This window comes from Rhodococcus aetherivorans, assembly GCF_025722975.1.
Lineage (GTDB): Bacteria > Actinomycetota > Actinomycetes > Mycobacteriales > Mycobacteriaceae > Rhodococcus > Rhodococcus aetherivorans.
The window spans coordinates 5,015,432-5,034,256 of record NZ_CP106982.1 but is presented as its reverse complement, the minus strand read 5'-3'; the positions used below and the strand labels follow the sequence as shown (position 1 = coordinate 5,034,256).

The following is an 18,825-nucleotide window of genomic DNA, read 5'->3' as shown; positions in this document are numbered from 1 at the left end:
CTCGGGACCCGAGGAACGGAGAAGGTCATGGCGCGCATTCCCGCGGTGACACCGGCCGAGGCCGGCGTCACGACGAAGATCGCCTACCGGGTGGCCCGGCGCCGCTTCGGGGAGGTGCCCGAGCCGTTCGCCGTCTACGCCCACCATCCGGCGTTGATGCGGGCGAGCGCCGTGCACGAGATGCTCGTCGAGCGCGCCTCGACGGTGCTGCCGGCGCACGTCCGCGAGCTCGCGGTGTACCGGGTGGCCTGGAGCGTCGGGTGCTCCTGGTGCGTCGACTTCGGCGCGATGCTGCAGCGGCTCGACGGACTCGACGTGGACCGCCTCGAGCACATCGCCGACTACGCGACCTCCGACGCCTACAGCGACGACGAGCGTGCGGCGATCGCGTACGCCGACGCGATGACGGGAGCCGGCGGTGCGGCCGTCGCGGTGACGGACGAGCAGGTCGCCGACCTCGAGCGTCGCTTCGGGCGGGCCGGGGTGGTGGAACTGACGTACCAGATCGCGCTCGAGAACATGCGGGCCCGGATGAACTCGGCCCTGGGCATCCACGAGCAGGGATTCAGCACCGACGCGTGCCGGGTGCCGTGGCTGCAGGACGACGCGGCTCAGGGCAGCACGAGCTGACCGATGGGACCCGGATTCCAGGCGATCTCCCACCGGAATCCGTCGGGGTCCGCGAAATACCCTGTGTAGCCGCCCCACTCACGTTCGACCGCGTCGGAGACCGGATCGGCTCCGGCGCGGCGGGCGGTGTCCAGCACCCGGTCGACGTCCGCTCGGTCGGCGACGTTGTGGGCGAGCGTCACGGGCGGGACGCCGCCCCGCTGCACGGGGCCGACCTCGGCCGCGAACTGCCGTTCGTCCCACAGGGACAGGACGAGGTGCGGGCCGACCTGGATCATCACCACCTCGCCGGGGACGTCGACGACCGGGGTCCAGCCGAGTCCGTCGACGTAGAAGCGCCGGGTGCGCTCGAGGTCGGCGACGGCGAGAGTGACGAAGCTCAGTCGTTGCTCCATGGCCGAAGCCTAGGCGTGTCCGTCCCGGACACGCGAGTGCGGATGGGCGACACTGTTCGTGGTGTCTCGTTCGCGGACCCGACCGCGGCCGGACCCGGATACTGGGAGGCGCCATGGCCGGTGGTTTCGTGCCTGTTCCGGACTGGTTCAGCTGGGAGAATCACGACTGCGGCGTCGCCGTCGCCGACCTCGACGGTGACGGCGCACCGGACGTCGTCGCTCTCATGATCGACAACCCGCGAGAGCAGAACACCGGCTGGTACCGGGTCGGACACGGGCTGGCCGCCGACGGAACGGTGCGCAACTGGGAGTCCTGGATCCCCGTTCCCGATTGGTGGGGCTGGGAGAACCAGGGCGCCGGTATCGCCGTCGCGGACCTCGGCGGTACCGGCACGCTCGACCTCGTCGTCTTCGTCGTCGACAACCCGTCCGGTCAGAACTCCGGATACTTCCGCATCGGCCGCGACCTGGCCGCCAACGGAACGGTCACGGGAGGGTGGACGCCGTGGATCGCGGTCCCGGACTGGTACGGGTGGGAGAACCAGGGCGCCGACATCGCGATCGCCGACCTCGACGGCCTGCCCACCCTCGTGGTCTTCGTCGTCGACAACCCGCCCGGCCAGAACAGCGGACAGTTCCGGCTGGGCCGGGGGTTGACTCCCGAGGGAACGCTGACCGCCGGCTGGACGCCCTGGGTGCCCGTACCGGACTGGTACGGCTGGGAGAACCAGGGTGCGGGCATCGCCGTCACCGACCTCGACGGCGACGGTCGGCCCGAACTGATCGTGCTCGCCGTCGACAATCCGCCGGGGGAGAACGGTGGTCACTACACGATCGGCTGGGGTCTGGACGGATCCGGTCACGCCCTCGACGGCTGGAGCGTGTGGTCCACCATCCCGGCGTGGGGCTTCTGGGAGAACCAGGGTGCGGCAGCCGCAGTGCTGGATCGGGGCGACGGTTCCCGGCCCGAACTGGTCGTGCTCGCGACGGACAACCCACCGCAGCGCAACACCGGATACCTCCGCGTGGTCGAACTCGTCACGGACGTCGACGAGGCGCCCGACATGGGCCTCTGGCGGCTGCTCGACTTCGGCACCGAGATCAATCCCGTGCACGCGGCGCTGCTGCACACCGGGGACGTGCTCTTCTTCGCAGGCTCCGGGAACGATCCCGACCACCATGCAGCCCATCGATTCCGCACCAGAGTCTGGCACTATCCCGCTCCCGAACTCGACGCTCCGGCCACACCGATCGACCTGTTCTGCGTCGGGCAGGCGTTTCTTCCCGACGGGCGCCTTCTCGCGGCCGGGGGCACCGAACGGTACGACCCGTTCTACGGTCTGAAGGACGCGCTCGTCTTCGATCCGGTCACGGGGGAGTGGTCGGCGACCGCCGACATGACGTACGGGCGGTGGTACCCGACGCTGCTCACCCTCGGCGACGGGAACGTGGTCGCGGTGTCCGGACTCGGCGCCGACAACCATCTTTCGGTCGTCCCCGAGCGGTACACCGCGGCGACCGCGACGTGGTCGGAACTGCCGTCGCCGGGCCCGATCCCGATGTATGCGCACCTGTTCCTGCTCGCGGACGGCCGGATCTTCTATTCCGGAGGTCAATACGGCGGGAACAACGGCATGCGGCCGTCCGTGTGGGATCCCGATACGGGTCACGTCACCGCCGTGGCCGGCCTGGCCGTGCCCGGTTCCCGCAATCAGGCGGCGAGCGTGCTGCTGCCGCCGGCCCAGCAGCAGAGGGTCATGATCCTCGGCGGCGGAGGATTCGACCTGCACAGTCCCGCACCTGCACTCGCCGACACGCGGATCGTCGACCTCACCGACCCGGAGCCCGCCTATCGGCCCGGTCCCCCGATGGCCCATGCCCGCATGCATCTGAGCGCGGTGCTGCTCCCGGACCGCACGGTGCTCGCCACGGGCGGTTCGGCGGTGGAGGAGACGGCGCACGGCGCACCGCCCCATGCGGAGATCTACCGGCCCGCCACCGGCGTGTGGACGCACACCGCGCCCTCTCGGGTGCCCCGGCTCTACCACTCGGTCGCCTTGCTGACCCCCGACGGGAAAGTGGTCACCGCCGGCTCGAATCCGGCCCGCAAGACGGAGGACCTGCGCATCGAGATCTACTGGCCCCCGTATCTGTTCCACGGCGACCGGCCGACCCTCGAGCTGGCCGCCGCCGAGGGCGGGTACGGGGGAACCGTTGCCGCGACCGTGCACCCGCGCGGCGCCGTACAGACCGTCGGCCTCGTCCGTCCGGGCGCCTGCACCCACTCGTGCGACAGCGAGCAACGCCTGGTCGACGTCGCGTTCACCACCGGGGCGGGTGGATCGGTCACGCTGCATCTGCCCACCGACCCCGACCTCGCGCCGCCGGGGTGGTACCTCGTGTTCGCGGTCGACGAGCACGAGGTGCCGTCGATCGGCCGATGGCTGCACCTGGGGTGAAACCGATCGCACCGTCCGGTCGGCGGATTCGGCCCGGTTCGCTACGCTCGGTGGTCGTCCCCGCGGGCGAGCAGGACGCCGCGGAGCTTGTCGGGATTCGCCATGTCGTAGGCCGCCCAGACCCGTCCGTTGCGGACCGTGCAGCCGACGACCCGGCCGGCGAAGGCCCGGTGGGTCTCGTCGCCGGGGCCGCCCCCGCTGACGAACCCGAGTTCGCCGTTGACGAGCGCCGGTGTGCCGGCCAGGAACGCCTCGGCGCCGTAGCGCTGCATCAGGCCCAGGAAGAACCGGGCGAACCGCTCCGCGCCGACGACGACGTTGACGGCCGTGCGGGTCACCCCGTTGGCGTCTCCGATCACCCGGGCATCGGGATCGAGCGCCGCGACCACCGCCGCGAGGTCCCCGGAGGCGAGGGCGGTCATCAGCCGCTGCACCGCCTCGACGTGCTCGGCGGCCGGCACGGGGGGCGGCGCGGCCGCGACGGCCCGCCTACCGCGGGAGGCGAGCTGGCGCGCGGACGCCGGCGTGACGTCGAGAATGCCGGCGATCTCGTCGAACGGCACGGCGAACCCGTCGTGCAGGACGAAGGCGACGCGCTGGGCGGGGGTGAGCGTGTCCAGCACGACCATCGCCGCCATCCTGCTGTCCTCCTGCCGCACCACGGCTTCCAGTGGATCCGGGGCCGGCGATCCGCCGAGCGGGGTGACGATCGGCTCGGGCAGCCACTGGCCGACATAGTTCTCCCGGCGCGCCGTCGCCGACCGCAGCCGGTCGAGGCACAGGCGTCCGACGACGGTGGTCAGCCACGCCCGCAGATCGTCGATCCGGTCGGTGTCGGCGCCGTCGAGGCGCAGCCACGCGTCCTGGACCGCGTCCTCGGCGTCGGCGACGCTGCCCGTCAGCCGGTAGGCGACGGAGAGCAGGTGCGGCCGATGCTGCTCGAAGGCGTCGGCGAGCACGGCGGTGCGCATGGGGCGATCGTACCGACCGACGGCGCGATCGCGACCGGTACGGCACCGGACCGAACATGTCAAGGGATCCGCACACGGATGCGCCGAAGCGTTGACCCGTCGCGGCGGCCCGGGACAGACTTCCGGAGTCCGATCGCCGCAGAAGGAGTCCACCGTGTACGAGTGTCCGGACTGTTGTCGCTGACCCTCCCGGTGTAGCCCGGCGTGCCGGCCCGTCCGGCCGGCCGCCGTCGCGCGATCTTCCGTTGCCGCACCGCGAATCCCGGTGTCGCGTACGCCTTCACTGTCGCCGCGCGCCGCATTTCTCCGTGCCCGCCGTGCCGGGCCTCTTCGTCGAACGTAAGGGACAACTCTCGCGATGTCGTATTCCACGCTGCGCAGCCGACTGGTCCGGTCGGCTGCGGTCGCAGCCACTCTCGTCACCCTCGCCGCGGGGGTCGCGGCCTGCTCCTCGGGGTCGGAGACCACCACCACCGAGGACGGTCGCACCGTCCTGCGCTACCAGGGCTCGGCCGGCCAGGTCACCTATCCCGAACTCGCGGAGAACCTCGGTTACTACGAGAACGTCGCGCTGGACTGGGTGGGCGACACCACCAGCGGTCCGCAGGACATCCAGTCCGCGGCCACCGGCCAGACCGAGTTCGGCGGCGCATTCAACGGCGCCGTCATCAAGCTCGCCGCCGCCAACTCGCCGATCACGTCGGTCATCAGCTACTACGGCTCCGACAAGGAGTCGTTCAACGGCTACTACGTGCTCGAGGACAGCCCGATCCGCACCGCCCGGGATCTGATCGGCAAGAAGGTGGGGATGAACACGCTCGGTGCCCACCACGAGTTCCTCGTCCGCGAATGGCTCGCCCAGCAGGGACTGACCCCGGACGAGATCAAGCAGGTCGAACTGATCGTCGTGCCCCCGGTGAACACCGAGCAGGCGCTGCGGGAAGGGCAGATCGACGTCGGCACCCTCGGCAGCGTGTTCCGCGAGACCGCGGTCTCGCGCGGCGGGATCCGTCCGCTGTTCACCGACGAGTCCCTGTTCGGGGCGTTCAGCTACGGCACGTACGTCTTCCGAGACGACTTCATCGCCGAGAACCGGGACGCGGTGGCGGATTTCGTGCAGGGCACGGCGCGGGCCATTCGCTGGGCGCAGACCACCCCACGCGACGAGGTCATCGCCGAGTACAAGGAGATCATCAACGGCCGCGGCCGCAACGAGAACACCAACCTCGTCGAGTTCTACAAGAGCCCCGGCGTCGCCGGCCCGGGCGGGACGATCACCGAACAGGAGATCCAGACCTGGCTCGACTGGCTCGCCCGGAACGGCGAACTGCCCGAGGGCACGTTCACCCCGGCCGACATCTACACCAACGAATTCAACCCCTACGCCAACGGCACCTACGAACCGTCGAGCGGTCCGAACGGTGAACCCGTCGAGGAGGCGAAATGAGCACCACCCCGAAGCTCCGTCTCGAGCACGTGACCAAGCAGTTCCCGGTCCGCGGTACGGACACCGCGTTCACTGCCCTCGACGATGTCAGCCTCGACCTGGCCGACGGTGAGTTCCTCGTCCTCGTCGGCCCCAGCGGCTGCGGCAAGTCCACGCTGCTCGACCTTCTCGGCGGGCTGAGCAGCCCGACGTCGGGACGGATCCTGCTCGACGGACAGCCGATCTCCGGGCCGGGCCTGGATCGGGGCATCGTCTTCCAGCAGTACGCGCTCCTGCCGTGGCGCACCGCGCGGCACAACATCGAATTCGGCCTCGAGGCGAAGGGCCTGCCCCGGCGTCAGCGCCGCGCGCTGGCCGAGCACTACCTCGAGCTGGTGGGGCTGCGCGGGTTCGGCGATCGCTATCCGCACGAGCTGTCCGGCGGCATGAAACAGCGCGTCGCGATCGCCCGGAGCCTGGCGTTCGACCCCGAGGTGCTCCTCATGGACGAGCCGTTCGCCGCCCTCGACGCGCAGACCCGGGAGTCGTTGCAGGACGAGCTGTTGCGGATCCGGCACGAGACCGGCAAGACCATCCTGTTCATCACCCACGGCATCGACGAGGCGATCTACCTCGGACAGCGCGTCGCCGTGCTCACGTCCCGGCCCGGGCGGATCAAGACCGTCGTGGACATCGACATCGATCGCACCGTCGACGACGTCCGGTCCGGCGAGGCGTTCCGACACTATCGACACCGGATCTGGTCGTTGCTGCACTCGGAGGTCGAGCGCGCGCAGCACCACGAGTTCGGTGCCGCAACCCAGGAGGTGCAGCATGTCTAGTCCGAGCGCCACGCTGATCGACCCCGTCGAGCTCGACGGGGCCCTCGCGGAGCAGCGACCCGCGCCGGCCGTGCCCGCCCCGGGCGCCGGGACCGGACGCCGGGTCGGTGCCGTCGTATGGCGCGGTGTGAAGCCGGCCCTCGCGATCCTCGCCTTCCTCGCGGTCTGGGAGACCGCGCCCCGGCTCGGGCTCGTCGACGAGGTGTTCCTGCCGCCCTTCACCGTGGTCGCGGAGGCCTTCACCCAGCTGATCGGTAGTGGCCAGCTCGCCGAACACCTCGGCGCCAGCCTGTCCCGGGCCGTCACCGGATTCGTGATCGCAGTGCTCGTCGCGATCCCGCTCGGGGTGGCGATCGGCTGGTACCGGCCGGTGGCCGAGTTCCTCAACCCGATCCTCGAGCTGTTCCGCAACACCGCCGCGCTCGCACTGCTGCCCGTGTTCATCCTGATCCTGGGCATCGGCGAGACCTCGAAGGTGGCGCTGGTGATCTACGCGAGCACCTTCCCGATCCTGCTCAACACCATCTCCGGCGTGCGCACCGTGGATCCGCTGCTGGTCAAATCGGCCCGTTCCCTCGGTCTGCCTTCCTACCGCCTGTTCCAGAAGGTGATCCTGCCGGCTGCCGTGCCGACGATCTTCACCGGCATCCGGATGGCTGCGGCCTCGTCGATCCTCGTGCTCATTGCGGCCGAGATGGTCGGCGCCAAAGCAGGTCTCGGCTATCTCATCACCGCCTCGCAGCTCAACTTCCAGATCCCGAACATGTATGCCGGCATCGTCGCCATCTCCCTCGTCGGTCTGACCTTCAACGGGATCCTCGTCGCAGTCGAGCGCCGACTGTCCCGCTGGCGCGCAGACCAGTAGTCCGTCCGTTCCCACGTACTCGGATAGGTTGTCATGTCCCAGTCTCCGAAGCAGTTCCACCTCAACGCCTTCCTGATGGGGGTCGGCCACCACGAGGCCGCCTGGCGGCACCCGCGCACCGACGAGCGCCGCGTCCTCGACGTCGCACACTTCCAGGAGCTCGCGCAGATCGCCGAACGCGGCAAGCTCGACTCGGTGTTCTTCGCCGACGGCCTCGCGACCGGTCCCCGCGTGGAACACAACATCCAGGCGGTCTTCGAGCCGATCACCCTGCTGTCCGCGATGGCCGTCGTCACCGAGCGGGTGGGCCTGATCGCCACCGCGTCGACCGGCTACAACGAGCCGTTCAACCTCGCCCGCAAGTTCGCCTCGCTCGACCACATCAGCCACGGCCGCGCCGGCTGGAACATCGTGACCTCGGGTGGCGCCGACGAGGCGGCCAACTTCGGCTACGACGAGACACCGGACCACGCCGGCCGTTACGACCGCGCCGCCGAGTTCGTCGACGTCGCCGTCGACCTGTGGGACAGCTGGGACGACGATGCCGTCGAGCTGGACGTCGACAGCGGCCGCTTCGCCGACCCGGCCAAGGTACACACCATCGACCACGACGGCGCGCGGTTCACGGTGCGCGGCCCACTGAACTCCCCGCGCTCACCCCAGGGCCGTCCCGTGCTGGTACAGGCCGGATCCTCGGAGAGCGGAAAGGATTTCGCCGCCCGGTACGCCGAGGCGGTCTTCACCGCGCAGCGCACCCTGGCCGAGGGGCAGGCGTTCTACCGCGACCTGAAGGCCCGCGTGGCCGAGGCGGGGCGGGATCCGCACTCCCTGAAGGTGCTCCCCGGGATCGTGCCGTTCATCGGCGACACCGAGGCCGAGGCCAAGGCGCTCGAGCAGGAGTTCACCGACCTGATCTCACCGGCGTACTCGTTGCGCCAGCTCTCCGGGATGGTGGGAGTTGATCTCACCGAGCATGCCCTGGACGCGCCCCTGCCTCCGCTGCCGCCGATCGACCGGATCCAGGGCAACAAGAGCCGCTACGAACTGGTGAGGAACCTCGCCGAGAGCGAGGGCCTGACCGTGCGCCAGCTCATCGGGAAGCTCGGCGGCGGCCGCGGTCACCGCACCTTCGCCGGCACCCCCGAACAGATCGCCGACGAACTGCAGCTGTGGTTCGACAGCGAGGCCGCCGACGGCTTCAACGTCATGCCGCCGTATCTGCCCGGCGGACTCGAGGACTTCACCACCCGCGTGGTGCCGATCCTGCAGGAGCGCGGGCTGTTCCGCACCGAGTACACGGCGACGACGTTGCGCGGCCACTACGGGCTCGACCGCCCGGCCGGTCGCCTCGCGGCCACCGCATACGCGGGTGCCGCGACGGCGTGAGTCCGCCCCTCGAACCGACGTCGCTCGTCCGGACGGTGTTCGTCCCGTCCGCGATCTTCGGGATCGGGCAGGGTGCCGGGGCCCCGGTGGTTGCGCTTCTCGCGTGCGACCTCGGGGCCCCGGTGTCCGTGGCCGGGTTGATCGTGGCGTCGACCTACTCTGTTCGTATCCGGCGGGACAGATGATGGACCGCTTCGGCCGCCGCGTCGTGGCGGTGCCGTCGCTGCTCGTGATCGGTGTGGCGTTTCTGGCGCTCCCGATCGCGGACGATCTCGTCTCCCTCGTGGCGGTGGCCGTGCTCCTCGGAATCGGCAACGGCCTGGGCAACGGCGTCATCATGACGCTCGGGGCCGACACCGCCCCGCCGCGGACGCGTGCGGAGTTTCTCGCGGCCTGGCGACTGATGCACGACAGCGGTATGTTCGCCGGCCCGTTCGCGGTCGGGGCCGTCGCCGCGCTGTCGCTGGCGGCCGGCGCACTGACCGTCGGAGGACTCGCGATGCTCGGTGCCGCCGTCATGTACCGGTACATTCCGCGATACTCGGCTTGGCCGCGTCGCACGCTGCAACCGGCGTCGGCGTCCGAGAAGGCAGCACACACCACGACACCGAGTTAGGACCCACATGCGTTTCGGATTCTTCGTCCCCCAGGGCTGGCGGCTCGACCTCGTCGGCATCGATCCCGCCGAGCAGTGGCGGGTGATGCGCGACCTGGCGCAGCGCGCCGACGCCGGCCCGTGGGAATCGATCTGGGTGTACGACCACTTCCACACCGTGCCTCTGCCCACCGAGGAGGCCACCCACGAGGCCTGGTCGCTGGTGTCGGCATTCGCCGCGGTCACCGAGAACGTGCGCATCGGACAGATGTGCACCGCCATGAGCTACCGCAACCCCGCCTACCTGGCGAAGGTCGCCGCGACCGCGGACATCATCTCCGGCGGCCGCATCGAGATGGGCATCGGCGGCGGATGGTACGAGCACGAGTGGCGCGCGTACGGATACGGCTTCCCGCCCGCCGCCGAACGGCTGCGCCGGCTCGACGAGGGCGTGCAGATCTTCCGGCAGGCCTGGACCACCGGCACCGCGACCCTGCACGGCAGGCACTACCAGGTGGACGGCGCCGTCGTGCGCCCCCTGCCGCTGCAGGACGGCGGCATCCCGCTGTGGATCGCCGGCGGCGGGGAGAAGGTGACCCTGAAGATCGCGGCCAAGTACGCGCAGTACACCAACTTCGACGGCACCCCGGAGGGCTTCGCCCACAAGTCGGAGATCCTGCGCGGGCACTGCGCCGACGTGGGCACCGACTTCGACGCCATCGTCCGCTCGGCGAACTACAACGTCGCGATCGGCCGGACCGAGGCCGAGGTGCAGGAGCGCCTCGATGCGCTGCGCGCGCGGCTCGAACCGTACGTCGGGCCGGAGAAGGCCGACAGCGCGCTCGACGCGTTCCGGGGGCTGCCCGCCGTCGGCACTCCCGAGCAGATCGTGGAGAACTTCACCGCGCTGAAGAAGCAGGGCATGACCTACGCGATCCTCTATTTCCCCGAGGCCGCGTACGACACCTCGGGCATCGAGTTGTTCGAGAGGGAAGTCCTGCCCGAACTGCGCTGACCGGGGTCGCCGGCGGCCGTGCCGATCACATCGGCCACCCGTCGGCCGGCACGCGTGGGTCGTCGGGCAGCAGACCCGCGACCCACGCGTCGTGCCGCACCCCGCGCTGCAGCACGCCGCGCCGTTGCACCCCCTCGAAGCGGAAGCCGACGCGCCGCGCCACCGCCGCCGACGCGAGATTGGCGGCCAGCGCCCGCCATTCGATACGGCCCAGTTTCAGACCGTCCGCGCGGAAGGCGAAGTCGCACAACACGTTCACCGCGGCCGTCGCGAGCCCGCGGGTGCGTGCGGCCGGAGCGATCCAGTACCCGATCTCCGCGGCCGACGGGTCGCGCGCGATCAGCCCGATCGTGCCCAGCAGCGGGCCGTCGGCGGTGGTCCGCACCGCCCACACCGGACTGTGTCCCTCCCAGCCGGCGGGCACCACGTCGCCGACGAACCGTTGCGCGTCGGCGCGGGTGTAGGGGTCGGGGACCGTCGTCCACCGGACGATCGACCGGTCCCGGCAGGCGGCCGTGATCGCGTCGACGTCGTCCGGGCCCGGCACCGTGAGAACGACGGTGCTTCCGGCGAGGACGACGGGTCGCATGGTCAGCGGAGGTCGGGGGGCAGGTCCTTCGGGTCCAGCACGAGCCGGCGCTCGTCGCTGGCCGCGACCTCGTCCGAGAGGGACAGCTTGCCTTCGACCACCTTCCACTCGGTCTCGTCGATGGCGGCCGCGGCCTCCCGCAGCACCGAGGCGTCGCGGGTGCCCCACGCGATCGGCATCGGGCTGACCATCTGCCACGCGCCGCTCGTGTTGCGGGTGGTGCGGTCCGACAGCACCGCGACGCACGGCACGCGCTCGCCGACCTGCACCCGGTGCCCCGGTACGGCCGTGACGTCCCGGGCGACCAGCGCATAGCGGTGGACGCCGGTCTCCGGCTTGGCGATGTCGACGAGCGCGAGCAGCGTCATCCCGCGCGGCCGGAGCTCGGAGACCACGGCCGGCACCAGGGGACTGTCCCGGTACAGGTGCTGGATCGTGCCCACCTTGCGCGGCGCCCATACCGCAACCCACGCAGCGGTGAGTGCGGCGACGATCACCACCGCCGCGACGACGAAGGACCACGCCTGGCCGATCAGGAGCAGCCACACCGCGGCCGCCGCGAACAGCACCGCCAGCACGATCCCCGAGACCCGCAGCCGCCGCACCTCGGCGACGGTCTGATTGACGGCCTTGGCGTGGGGCAGGTCCACGGGGAAGTCGAAACGGCGCACGCCGTCAGCTTATGCGACCGGCTGGTCGGCGGTGGAGCCCTGTAGGGGGGCCGCAGCGGTGGTGAGGGGGGCGTTGCTGTGGAGCCCTCTCGCGCGATGGCGCAGGATCCACCCCTTCGACACGAGGACCTTCGGATCACTGCGTAGCGGCCCGTACCGCCGCGATCACCCCGGCGACGAGCAGGGCCAGCAGGGCGACCACGAGCAGGACCGGAGCCAGCAGCGCCACCAGGACGACGGCGAGAGCAAGGAGGATCTTGGCCTTGATGCTCAGTCCGGACAGCAGGCCCTTGAACGCTGCCCACACGACGTTCTTGCCGGTCAGGAAGGCCCGGATCCCCTCCAGGACGGCACCTTTGATCGGGTGGCCCTCGGTGACGGAGTCGGTGAGCTGATCCGTCCACCCGGGGATCTTGCGCATCACCGCGGCTCCTTGCCTCCGCGCCGCGCGCGCAAGTCGGCGAACGCGGATCTTCAGCCACTCGACGAGGGCCGCGAAGGGTCCGGGCTTGCGGCTCGGAAGAGGCTCGCCGCGACCAGTGGGTCCGGGGCGTTGCGAGGTCGAGGCCGGCCGGCGGGGCGTGCGCTCCGGCGACGAGGGCCGGGATGCCGACGAGGGCCGGGATGTCGTGGAGGTGCGGGACTGCTCGCGGGGCCGCTGCCGTGCCTCCCCCGCGGCGGCGGTCCGCGTCCGCGGACGGGCCGGGCGCGTGGCGGCTTCCTGCCCCGGGCGGCGGGGGGTCTCCGACGTCGATCGGCGGGGGGCCGTTGCCCGTTCGGTGCGCGGCTTCGACGCCGTCCGCCGCGGTGCCGCCGTGGTGGTCGATTTCGTGGCGGCCTCCTGCCCCGGGCGGCGCCGGGGGGCATCCGACGTCGATCGGCGGGGTGTCTCCGGCGCCGATCGACGGGGGGCCGTTGCCCGTTCGGTGCGCGGCTTCGACGCCGTCCGCCGCGGTGCCGCCGTGGTCGATTCCGTGGCGGCCGACTTCGTGGCGGCCGACTTCGTGGCGGCCGACTTCGCGGCGGTCGGTTTCGTGGCGGACGAGCGTCTGCGGGGCGCTCGTTCCCGGCCGGCGGTGGCCGACGCCGTCGGCCTTTTCGCCGTCTCGGACGACGGGGCCGCACGACGCGGCCGCTCGGTCGTCCTGGTCGAGCTGCCCCGGTCCGCGGCCTTGGTAGCCGTTCGGCCGGGGCTGCCGGATGCGGTCCGGCCACCCTTGTCGCCCCGTGCGCCCATGCAGAAGGCGTACCCCTCATGCGGTCCCGGTAAACCCGCCGACCGGGGCGAATGCACTCGAGCAGAATGCGCACAACGGCGCTATCGCACGCAACGGTGACCACCCGCAGTGGCCTGCCCCACACTTCCGTGTAGCAGAGATCACACCGGGCGACGACCCGGATTCTCGAACCCCCTCCGCACCGTCCACCGACGAAAGCGAGCAGATCGTGCTTGTCTTCCTCGGCTTCCTCATGGTTGCCGTCTTCATGTATCTGATCCTGTCCAAGAGGGCCACTCCCGTCGTCGGGCTGATCCTCGTTCCGGTCGCCTTCGGCCTGTTCGCCGGTGCGGGCGCCGATCTCGGCGACATGATCGTCGACGGGGTCACCGACCTCGCCCCGACGGCCGCGCTGCTGTTCTTCGCGATCATCTTCTTCGGGATCATGATCGACGTGGGGCTGTTCGACCCCCTGGTGCGGCTCGTCCTGCGGCTCGTCCGGGACGACCCGGCGCGGCTCGTCGTGGGGACGGCAGTGCTGGCGATGGTCGTCTCCCTCGACGGCGACGGCTCGACCACCTTCATCATCACCACGTCCGCGATGCTGCCGCTGTACCTGAAGCTGCGGGTGAGCCCGGTGGTGCTGACGGTTGTCGCGGGCCTGTCGAACGCGACGATGAACATCATCCCGTGGGGCGGCCCGACGGTCCGCGCCGCCAGCGCGCTCGGCCTGTCCCCGTCGGATGTGTTCGTCCCGATGATCCCGTCGCTGCTCGTCGGCCTGGTCGTCGTGCTCGGGTTCGCGCTGCACCTCGGTGTCATGGAGCGCCGGCGCCTCGGCAAGCTGGTGTGGACCGCTGAGCCGGTCCTGGCCGGCGCCGGCCGCGGCGGCTCCACGGGAGCGGGTCGTTCGGGTTCGCGTGGCGCCGGCAGCGGATCCGGCCCGGACGCGCCCGGCGACGACGAGACCGGCGGTTTCGTCGCAGGTCTCGACCCGACCCGCGCGACCCTGCGACCGAGGCTGCTGCCGTTCAACGCGCTGCTCACCGTCGCCCTGCTCGTCGTCCTCGGGCTCGACATCCTGCCCATCCCCGTCCTGTTCATGATCGCCGCAGGTCTGGCGCTGGCCGTGAACTTCCCGCGCGTGTCGGAGCAGTCCGAGGCGATCGTCCGGCACTCGTCGAGCATCGTGTCGGTCGTGGCCATGGTGTTCGCGGCCGCCGTCCTGACCGGTGTGTTCCAGGGCACCGGCATGGTCGAGGAGATGGCGCAGTGGCTGACCGGCGCGATCCCGGACGCGCTCGGCCCCTACCTGGCCGTGATCACGGGCGTGCTCAGCATCCCGTTCACCTTCTTCATGACCAACGACGCGTTCTACTTCGGCGTGCTGCCGGTCCTGGCCGAGACGGCCGCCCAGTACGGGATCGAACCGGTCGAGATGGCCCGCGCCTCGATCACCGGCCAGCCCGTGCACATGCAGAGCCCGCTGGTGCCCGCGATCCTGCTGCTCGTCACCCTCGCCGGCGTCCAGCTCGCCGACCACCACCGCAAGGTGCTGTGGCGTGCGACGCTCGTGTCGCTCACCATGCTGGCCGTCGGCATCCTCCTGGGCCAGATCCCGCTCGGCTGAGCTCCGCACCGACGTACCGTCGCGAGAAACGGATCAACGTGTCGGACCCCGAATTGCCGGAGGCGTCGTGAGGCTGCGCACCCAGGTGCTGCTGTTGCAGTCCGCCGTGGTGGCGGTGGCGCTCGGACTCGGGTTCGCGGCGTTCGTCACCACCACCGAGGACCGCGTCACCGACGAATACGGACAACGCGCCCTCGCCGTCGCCCGGACCGTCGCAGCCGATGCCACGGTCCGGGCCGAGGTGGCCCGGCTCGCGGCCGCCGACGACGGAGTCGTCGCACCCGGCAACCCGGAGCTCGCGACCGGCACGGTCCAGCAGGCCGCCGAGGCGGTGCGCGCGGCCACCGGCGCGTTGTTCGTGGTGGTCACCGACGAGCAGGGACTGCGGCTGGCTCACCCCGACGCGCGGCTGCTCGGTCTGCGGGTCAGCACCGACCCGGACGAGGCCCTGGCCGGACGGGAGGTGGTGCGCAGCGAGCGCGGCACCCTCGGCGACTCCGTCCGGGCCAAGGTGCCCGTCGTCGCCCCCGGCTCGGAGCGGGTCGTCGGCGAGGTCAGCGTCGGCATCGCCACCGACCGCGTCCGGTCGGAGCTGCGCGAGGACGTCGCGCAGGCGGCGCTCGTCGCGGCCGGCGCCCTGGCGTGCGGCGCCGCGGGATCGGCGCTGCTGGCCCGCCGGTGGAAGCGGCTGACCCTCGGCCTCGAGCCCGAGCAGCTCGCCGAGCTGGTCCGGGAGCAGGAGGTCGTGCTGCACGGCATCGGGGAAGGGGTGATCGGCGCCGACACCGAGGGGGTGGTCACCGTCGTCAACGCCGAGGCCCGGCGGCTGCTCGACCTGCGCGGCGGAGTGGGGGACCGGCTCGAGGACGTCGGGCTCACCCCGCGCCTGCTCGACGTCGCGCGCCGCCCCCGCGACGAGCCGGTGGCCGCCGCCGCGGGCGACCGGATCGTGCTGGCCGTCGCGCGACGGGTCCTGCGCGACGGCCGCGACCTGGGCACCGTGATGTCGGTGCGCGACCGCACCGACGTCGAGAAGCTCACCCGCGAACTCGACGCCGTGCAGTCGCTGACCACCGCCCTGCGGGCCCAGCGGCACGAGACCGCGAACCGCCTGCACCTGCTCTACGGCCTGCTGCAGCAAGGCCGCAGCGCTCAGGCCACCGAGTACCTCGAGCAGCTCCTCGGATCCGGGCCCACCGGCCGGCCCCTCGACGGGCTCGACGCCGTCGCCGACCCGTACCTGCACGCCTTCCTCACCGCCAAGGCCGCCCACGCGCGGGAGAGCGGGGTGACGCTGGTCCTCGGCGAGAACACCTGGGTGCGCGGCACCGTCCGCTGCCCCGTGGACGTCACGACCGTGCTGGGCAACCTGCTCGACAACGCGATCGAGGCGGCCCGCGAGCACGGGCACGACCCCGCCGAGGTGGAGGTCGAACTCGTCGAGGCCGGCCGCGACCTGCACCTGGCCGTCGCGGACACCGGTGCCGGCATCGCCGCCGGCCGCGCCGGGGAGGTCTTCGGGGAGGGTGTCACCACCCACGCCGACGGTGCCGTCCCGGGCGGTCGCGGAATGGGCCTGGCGCTGGCGCGGCAGGTGGCCCGGCAGCACGGCGGCGACGTGATCCTCGCCGATCCCGGCGGGCGGCGCACCCCGGACAATCCCACCGGGGGCGCGGTGTTCGTCGCCACGCTGATCGACGTACTCGACGAAGGAGACACCGCGTGGGCGGATCCGATCTGACGGTGCTCGTCGTCGACGACGACTTCCGCGTCGCGGAACTGCACGCGAGCGTGGTCGCCGCGGTGGCCGGGTTCCGCGTGGCGGCGGTCGCCGGTACCGTCGCGGCCGCGCGCGACGCGGTCCGCGAGGCCCCGGTCGACCTCGCGCTCGTGGACGTGTACCTGCCCGACGGCTCCGGCATCGACCTGATCCGTGAACTCGACTGCGACGCATTCGTACTCGGCGCAGCCGCCGAGGGCACGACGGTGCGGGCCGCGCTGGCCGCCGGCGCCTCGGGGTATCTGGTCAAGCCGTTTCCCAACACCGAACTCGCGCGGCGGTTGTCGGCGTACGCGCAGTACCGGCGTCTCGTCGCCGGCGCCGAACTCACCCAGGCCGAGATCGACTCGGCGCTCGCCGCGCTGCGCCCGGCGCCGTCGGGCGCCGGCGACAGGGCGCCCCGATCGGTGACCAAAGAACTTGTCCTGCAAGCTCTCTCGTCCTCGAATACGCCCATGTCGGCGGGGGAGGTGGCGGCCACGATCGGGGTGTCCCGCGCGACCGCTCAGCGTTATCTCGCCGCGCTCGTCACCAAGGGGCAGCTGCGGATGCAGCTCCGGTACGGCAGCACGGGACGACCGGAACAGGAGTACCGCCTCCCGCCCGGCTGAACCGGCCGGCGGTCAGCCGATGGTGGGGCCGAGCAGATCGTCCGCGTCGGTGATCCGGTACGCGTAACCCTGCTCGGCGAGGAACCGCTGCCGGTGCGCGGCGTACTCGGCGTCGAGGGTGTCGCGCGCGACGACCGAGTAGAAGTGCGCCTGCCCGCCGTCGTGCTTGGGGCGCAGCAACCGGCCGAGGCGCTGCGCCTCCTCCTGGCGCGAGCCGAACGTGCCCGACACCTGCACCGCCACCGACGCCTCGGGCAGGTCGATCGAGAAGTTCGCGACCTTCGACACGACGAGCACCTTCAGCTCACCGGCGCGGAAGCGGTCGAACAGCTCCTCGCGCTCCTTGTTCCGGGTCGAGCCCTTGATCACCGGGGCGTCCAGCGCCTCGCCGAGCTCGTCGAGCTGATCGAGGTACGCCCCGATGATCAGGGTGGGGGAGTCGCGGTGCCGGTCCAGGATCGACTTCACCACCGCGATCTTCGTGTGCGCGGTCGAGCACAGCTTGTACCGCTCCTCGGGCTCGGCCACCGCGTACGTCATCCGTTCCGCGTCGGTCAGGGTCACCCGCACCTCGACGCACTCCGCGGGCGCGATCCAGCCCTGCGCCTCGATGTCCTTCCACGGTGCGTCGTAGCGCTTGGGGCCGATGAGCGAGAATACGTCGCCCTCGCGGCCGTCCTCGCGCACGAGGGTCGCGGTGAGGCCGAGCCGGCGCCGGGACTGCAGGTCGGCTGTCATCCGGAACACCGGGGCGGGCAGCAGATGCACCTCGTCGTAGATCATCAGCCCCCAGTCGCGGGAGTCGAACAGCTCGAGGTTGCGGTACTCGCCCTTCGACTTGCGGGTGATGACCTGGTAGGTGGCGATGGTGACCGGGCGGATCTCCTTCTTCTCCCCGGAGTACTCGCCGATCTCGTCCTCGGTGAGCGACGTGCGGGCGATCAGCTCGCGCTTCCACTGCCGGCCCGCGACGGTGTTGGTCACCAGGATCAGGGTGGTGGCGCCCGCCTTGGCCATCGCGGCCGCACCCACCATCGTCTTCCCCGCCCCGCACGGCAGCACCACCACGCCGGAGCCGCCGGCCCAGAACGAGTCCGCGGCCATCTCCTGGTAGTCCCGCAGGTGCCAGGGGTTGGTCTCGAAGTCGAGGTTGATCGCGTGTGCCTCACCGTCGACGTAGCCGGCGAGGTCCTCGGCCGGCCAGCCGACCTTGAGCAACATCTGCTTGAGCCGGCCGCGCTCGCTCGGATGCACGATCACGGTGTCGTCGTCGAGCCGGGCGCCGAGCATCGGCGCGATCTTCTTGTTGCGCATCACCTCCTCGAGCACCGCCCGGTCGAGGCTGACCAGGGTCAGGCCGTGCGCGGGGTTCTTCACCAGCTGCAGCCGGCCGTAGCGGGCCATGGTGTCGACGATGTCGACGAGCAGCGGCTGCGGGACCGCGAACCGGGAGTGGGTGACCAGGGCGTCGACGACCTGCTCGGCGTCGTGTCCCGCGGCGCGGGCGTTCCACAACGCCAGCGGGGTGACCCGGTAGGTGTGCACGTGCTCGGGGGCGCGTTCGAGCTCGGCGAACGGCGCGATGGCCTGCCGGGCCTCGTTCGCGAGGGCGTGGTCGACCTCGAGGAGCAGGGTCTTGTCGGACTGGACGATCAACGGTCCGTCGGCCACGGACGCCTCCTAGCACGGGAACAGGCAGAACCTCCCCATTCTCCAGGTGCGGCGGCAGGCCCGCCACCGGCC

General features: G+C 71.2%; 18 protein-coding genes. 12 read left to right on the top strand and 6 right to left on the bottom strand.

Annotated elements, in window-relative coordinates:
* Nucleotides 1–27: 27 nt before the first annotated feature.
* A complete protein-coding gene (locus OCS65_RS22995) occupies nucleotides 28–630 on the top strand; it encodes a carboxymuconolactone decarboxylase family protein (RefSeq protein WP_006931110.1) in 603 nt (200 codons plus the stop codon).
* Here the strand turns inward: OCS65_RS22995 and OCS65_RS22990 are convergent.
* Nucleotides 612–1,025 (bottom strand): VOC family protein, encoded by a 414-nt coding sequence (locus OCS65_RS22990; protein WP_006931112.1) that lies wholly within the window; start codon nucleotides 1,023–1,025, stop codon nucleotides 612–614. The two genes, OCS65_RS22995 and OCS65_RS22990, sit on opposite strands and share 19 nt — an antisense overlap.
* A 113-nt stretch (nucleotides 1,026–1,138) precedes the next feature.
* Here OCS65_RS22990 and OCS65_RS22985 point away from each other — a divergent pair, with 113 nt between their 5' ends.
* Nucleotides 1,139–3,484 (top strand): galactose oxidase-like domain-containing protein, encoded by a 2,346-nt coding sequence (locus OCS65_RS22985; RefSeq protein ID WP_065922947.1) that lies wholly within the window; start codon nucleotides 1,139–1,141, stop codon nucleotides 3,482–3,484.
* A gap of 41 nt (nucleotides 3,485–3,525) precedes the next feature.
* Here OCS65_RS22985 and OCS65_RS22980 read toward each other — a convergent pair whose 3' ends face one another.
* On the bottom strand, nucleotides 3,526–4,455 hold the full coding sequence (locus tag OCS65_RS22980; protein WP_065922946.1) for a sigma-70 family RNA polymerase sigma factor: 930 nt from the start codon (nucleotides 4,453–4,455) through the stop codon (nucleotides 3,526–3,528).
* Between the two features lie 358 nt (nucleotides 4,456–4,813).
* On the opposite strand from OCS65_RS22980, the gene OCS65_RS22975 reads away from it, so the two are divergent.
* From OCS65_RS22975 to OCS65_RS22950, 6 genes are all read left to right on the top strand, one after another.
* Nucleotides 4,814–5,902 carry an ABC transporter substrate-binding protein gene (locus tag OCS65_RS22975; protein ID WP_050034701.1) on the top strand — a complete coding sequence of 363 codons (1,089 nt, stop codon included), beginning with the start codon at nucleotides 4,814–4,816 and terminating at the stop codon, nucleotides 5,900–5,902.
* Nucleotides 5,899–6,723, top strand: a complete 825-nt coding sequence (locus OCS65_RS22970; RefSeq protein ID WP_029541783.1) for an ABC transporter ATP-binding protein — start codon at nucleotides 5,899–5,901, stop codon at nucleotides 6,721–6,723. Before OCS65_RS22975 ends, OCS65_RS22970 begins: the two co-directional genes overlap by 4 nt.
* Nucleotides 6,716–7,588 (top strand): ABC transporter permease, encoded by an 873-nt coding sequence (locus OCS65_RS22965; protein WP_006931126.1) that lies wholly within the window; start codon nucleotides 6,716–6,718, stop codon nucleotides 7,586–7,588. Before OCS65_RS22970 ends, OCS65_RS22965 begins: the two co-directional genes overlap by 8 nt.
* A gap of 33 nt (nucleotides 7,589–7,621) precedes the next feature.
* Nucleotides 7,622–8,974, top strand: coding sequence for an LLM class flavin-dependent oxidoreductase (locus tag OCS65_RS22960; protein ID WP_065922945.1), 1,353 nt, complete (start codon nucleotides 7,622–7,624; stop codon nucleotides 8,972–8,974).
* A 181-nt stretch (nucleotides 8,975–9,155) separates the two neighbouring features.
* On the top strand, nucleotides 9,156–9,590 hold the full coding sequence (locus OCS65_RS22955; protein ID WP_102800338.1) for an MFS transporter: 435 nt from the start codon (nucleotides 9,156–9,158) through the stop codon (nucleotides 9,588–9,590).
* Nucleotides 9,591–9,597: 7 nt separating this feature from the next.
* The gene (locus OCS65_RS22950) at nucleotides 9,598–10,584 is read left to right on the top strand and encodes an LLM class F420-dependent oxidoreductase (RefSeq protein ID WP_006931130.1); all 987 of its coding nucleotides are present in this window, start codon (nucleotides 9,598–9,600) and stop codon (nucleotides 10,582–10,584) included.
* A gap of 25 nt (nucleotides 10,585–10,609) precedes the next feature.
* On the opposite strand, the gene OCS65_RS22945 is transcribed toward OCS65_RS22950, so the two are convergent.
* From OCS65_RS22945 to OCS65_RS22935, 3 genes are all read right to left on the bottom strand, one after another.
* A complete protein-coding gene (locus OCS65_RS22945) occupies nucleotides 10,610–11,173 on the bottom strand; it encodes a GNAT family N-acetyltransferase (protein WP_006931131.1) in 564 nt (187 codons plus the stop codon).
* 2 nt (nucleotides 11,174–11,175) lie between these two features.
* A complete protein-coding gene (locus tag OCS65_RS22940) occupies nucleotides 11,176–11,844 on the bottom strand; it encodes a DUF3239 domain-containing protein (RefSeq protein ID WP_006931132.1) in 669 nt (222 codons plus the stop codon).
* 136 nt (nucleotides 11,845–11,980) lie between these two features.
* Nucleotides 11,981–12,265, bottom strand: a complete 285-nt coding sequence (locus OCS65_RS22935) for a hypothetical protein (protein ID WP_232334102.1) — start codon at nucleotides 12,263–12,265, stop codon at nucleotides 11,981–11,983.
* 358 nt (nucleotides 12,266–12,623) lie between these two features.
* On the opposite strand from OCS65_RS22935, the gene OCS65_RS22930 reads away from it, so the two are divergent.
* The 4 genes from OCS65_RS22930 to OCS65_RS22915 all read left to right on the top strand — a co-directional run bounded on the left by OCS65_RS22930 (nucleotide 12,624) and on the right by OCS65_RS22915 (nucleotide 17,082).
* Nucleotides 12,624–13,181 carry a hypothetical protein gene (locus OCS65_RS22930; protein ID WP_263507707.1) on the top strand — a complete coding sequence of 186 codons (558 nt, stop codon included), beginning with the start codon at nucleotides 12,624–12,626 and terminating at the stop codon, nucleotides 13,179–13,181.
* A gap of 109 nt (nucleotides 13,182–13,290) precedes the next feature.
* Entirely contained in the window at nucleotides 13,291–14,691 is a 1,401-nt protein-coding gene (locus OCS65_RS22925) for a CitMHS family transporter (RefSeq protein ID WP_065922944.1), read from the top strand.
* A 67-nt stretch (nucleotides 14,692–14,758) separates the two neighbouring features.
* Nucleotides 14,759–16,432 carry a sensor histidine kinase gene (locus OCS65_RS22920; protein ID WP_006936181.1) on the top strand — a complete coding sequence of 558 codons (1,674 nt, stop codon included), beginning with the start codon at nucleotides 14,759–14,761 and terminating at the stop codon, nucleotides 16,430–16,432.
* Nucleotides 16,414–17,082: a response regulator gene (locus tag OCS65_RS22915; protein ID WP_006936178.1), complete on the top strand. Its 669-nt coding sequence runs from the start codon at nucleotides 16,414–16,416 to the stop codon at nucleotides 17,080–17,082. Before OCS65_RS22920 ends, OCS65_RS22915 begins: the two co-directional genes overlap by 19 nt.
* A 12-nt stretch (nucleotides 17,083–17,094) precedes the next feature.
* On the opposite strand, the gene OCS65_RS22910 is transcribed toward OCS65_RS22915, so the two are convergent.
* A complete protein-coding gene (locus OCS65_RS22910; RefSeq protein ID WP_006936177.1) occupies nucleotides 17,095–18,753 on the bottom strand; it encodes a DNA repair helicase XPB in 1,659 nt (552 codons plus the stop codon).
* Nucleotides 18,754–18,825 lie beyond the last annotated feature (72 nt).

What these genes read in the sequence shown, in the direction of transcription:
- OCS65_RS22995 (WP_006931110.1), top strand. Translation starts at nt 28, where the DNA reads ATGGCGCGCATTCCCGCGGTGACACCGGCCGAGGCCGGCGTCACGACG.
- OCS65_RS22990 (WP_006931112.1), bottom strand. Translation starts at nt 1,025, where the DNA reads ATGGAGCAACGACTGAGCTTCGTCACTCTCGCCGTCGCCGACCTCGAG.
- OCS65_RS22985 (WP_065922947.1), top strand. Translation starts at nt 1,139, where the DNA reads ATGGCCGGTGGTTTCGTGCCTGTTCCGGACTGGTTCAGCTGGGAGAAT.
- OCS65_RS22980 (WP_065922946.1), bottom strand. Translation starts at nt 4,455, where the DNA reads ATGCGCACCGCCGTGCTCGCCGACGCCTTCGAGCAGCATCGGCCGCAC.
- OCS65_RS22975 (WP_050034701.1), top strand. Translation starts at nt 4,814, where the DNA reads ATGTCGTATTCCACGCTGCGCAGCCGACTGGTCCGGTCGGCTGCGGTC.
- OCS65_RS22970 (WP_029541783.1), top strand. Translation starts at nt 5,899, where the DNA reads ATGAGCACCACCCCGAAGCTCCGTCTCGAGCACGTGACCAAGCAGTTC.
- OCS65_RS22965 (WP_006931126.1), top strand. Translation starts at nt 6,716, where the DNA reads ATGTCTAGTCCGAGCGCCACGCTGATCGACCCCGTCGAGCTCGACGGG.
- OCS65_RS22960 (WP_065922945.1), top strand. Translation starts at nt 7,622, where the DNA reads ATGTCCCAGTCTCCGAAGCAGTTCCACCTCAACGCCTTCCTGATGGGG.
- OCS65_RS22955 (WP_102800338.1), top strand. Translation starts at nt 9,156, where the DNA reads ATGATGGACCGCTTCGGCCGCCGCGTCGTGGCGGTGCCGTCGCTGCTC.
- OCS65_RS22950 (WP_006931130.1), top strand. Translation starts at nt 9,598, where the DNA reads ATGCGTTTCGGATTCTTCGTCCCCCAGGGCTGGCGGCTCGACCTCGTC.
- OCS65_RS22945 (WP_006931131.1), bottom strand. Translation starts at nt 11,173, where the DNA reads ATGCGACCCGTCGTCCTCGCCGGAAGCACCGTCGTTCTCACGGTGCCG.
- OCS65_RS22935 (WP_232334102.1), bottom strand. Translation starts at nt 12,265, where the DNA reads ATGCGCAAGATCCCCGGGTGGACGGATCAGCTCACCGACTCCGTCACC.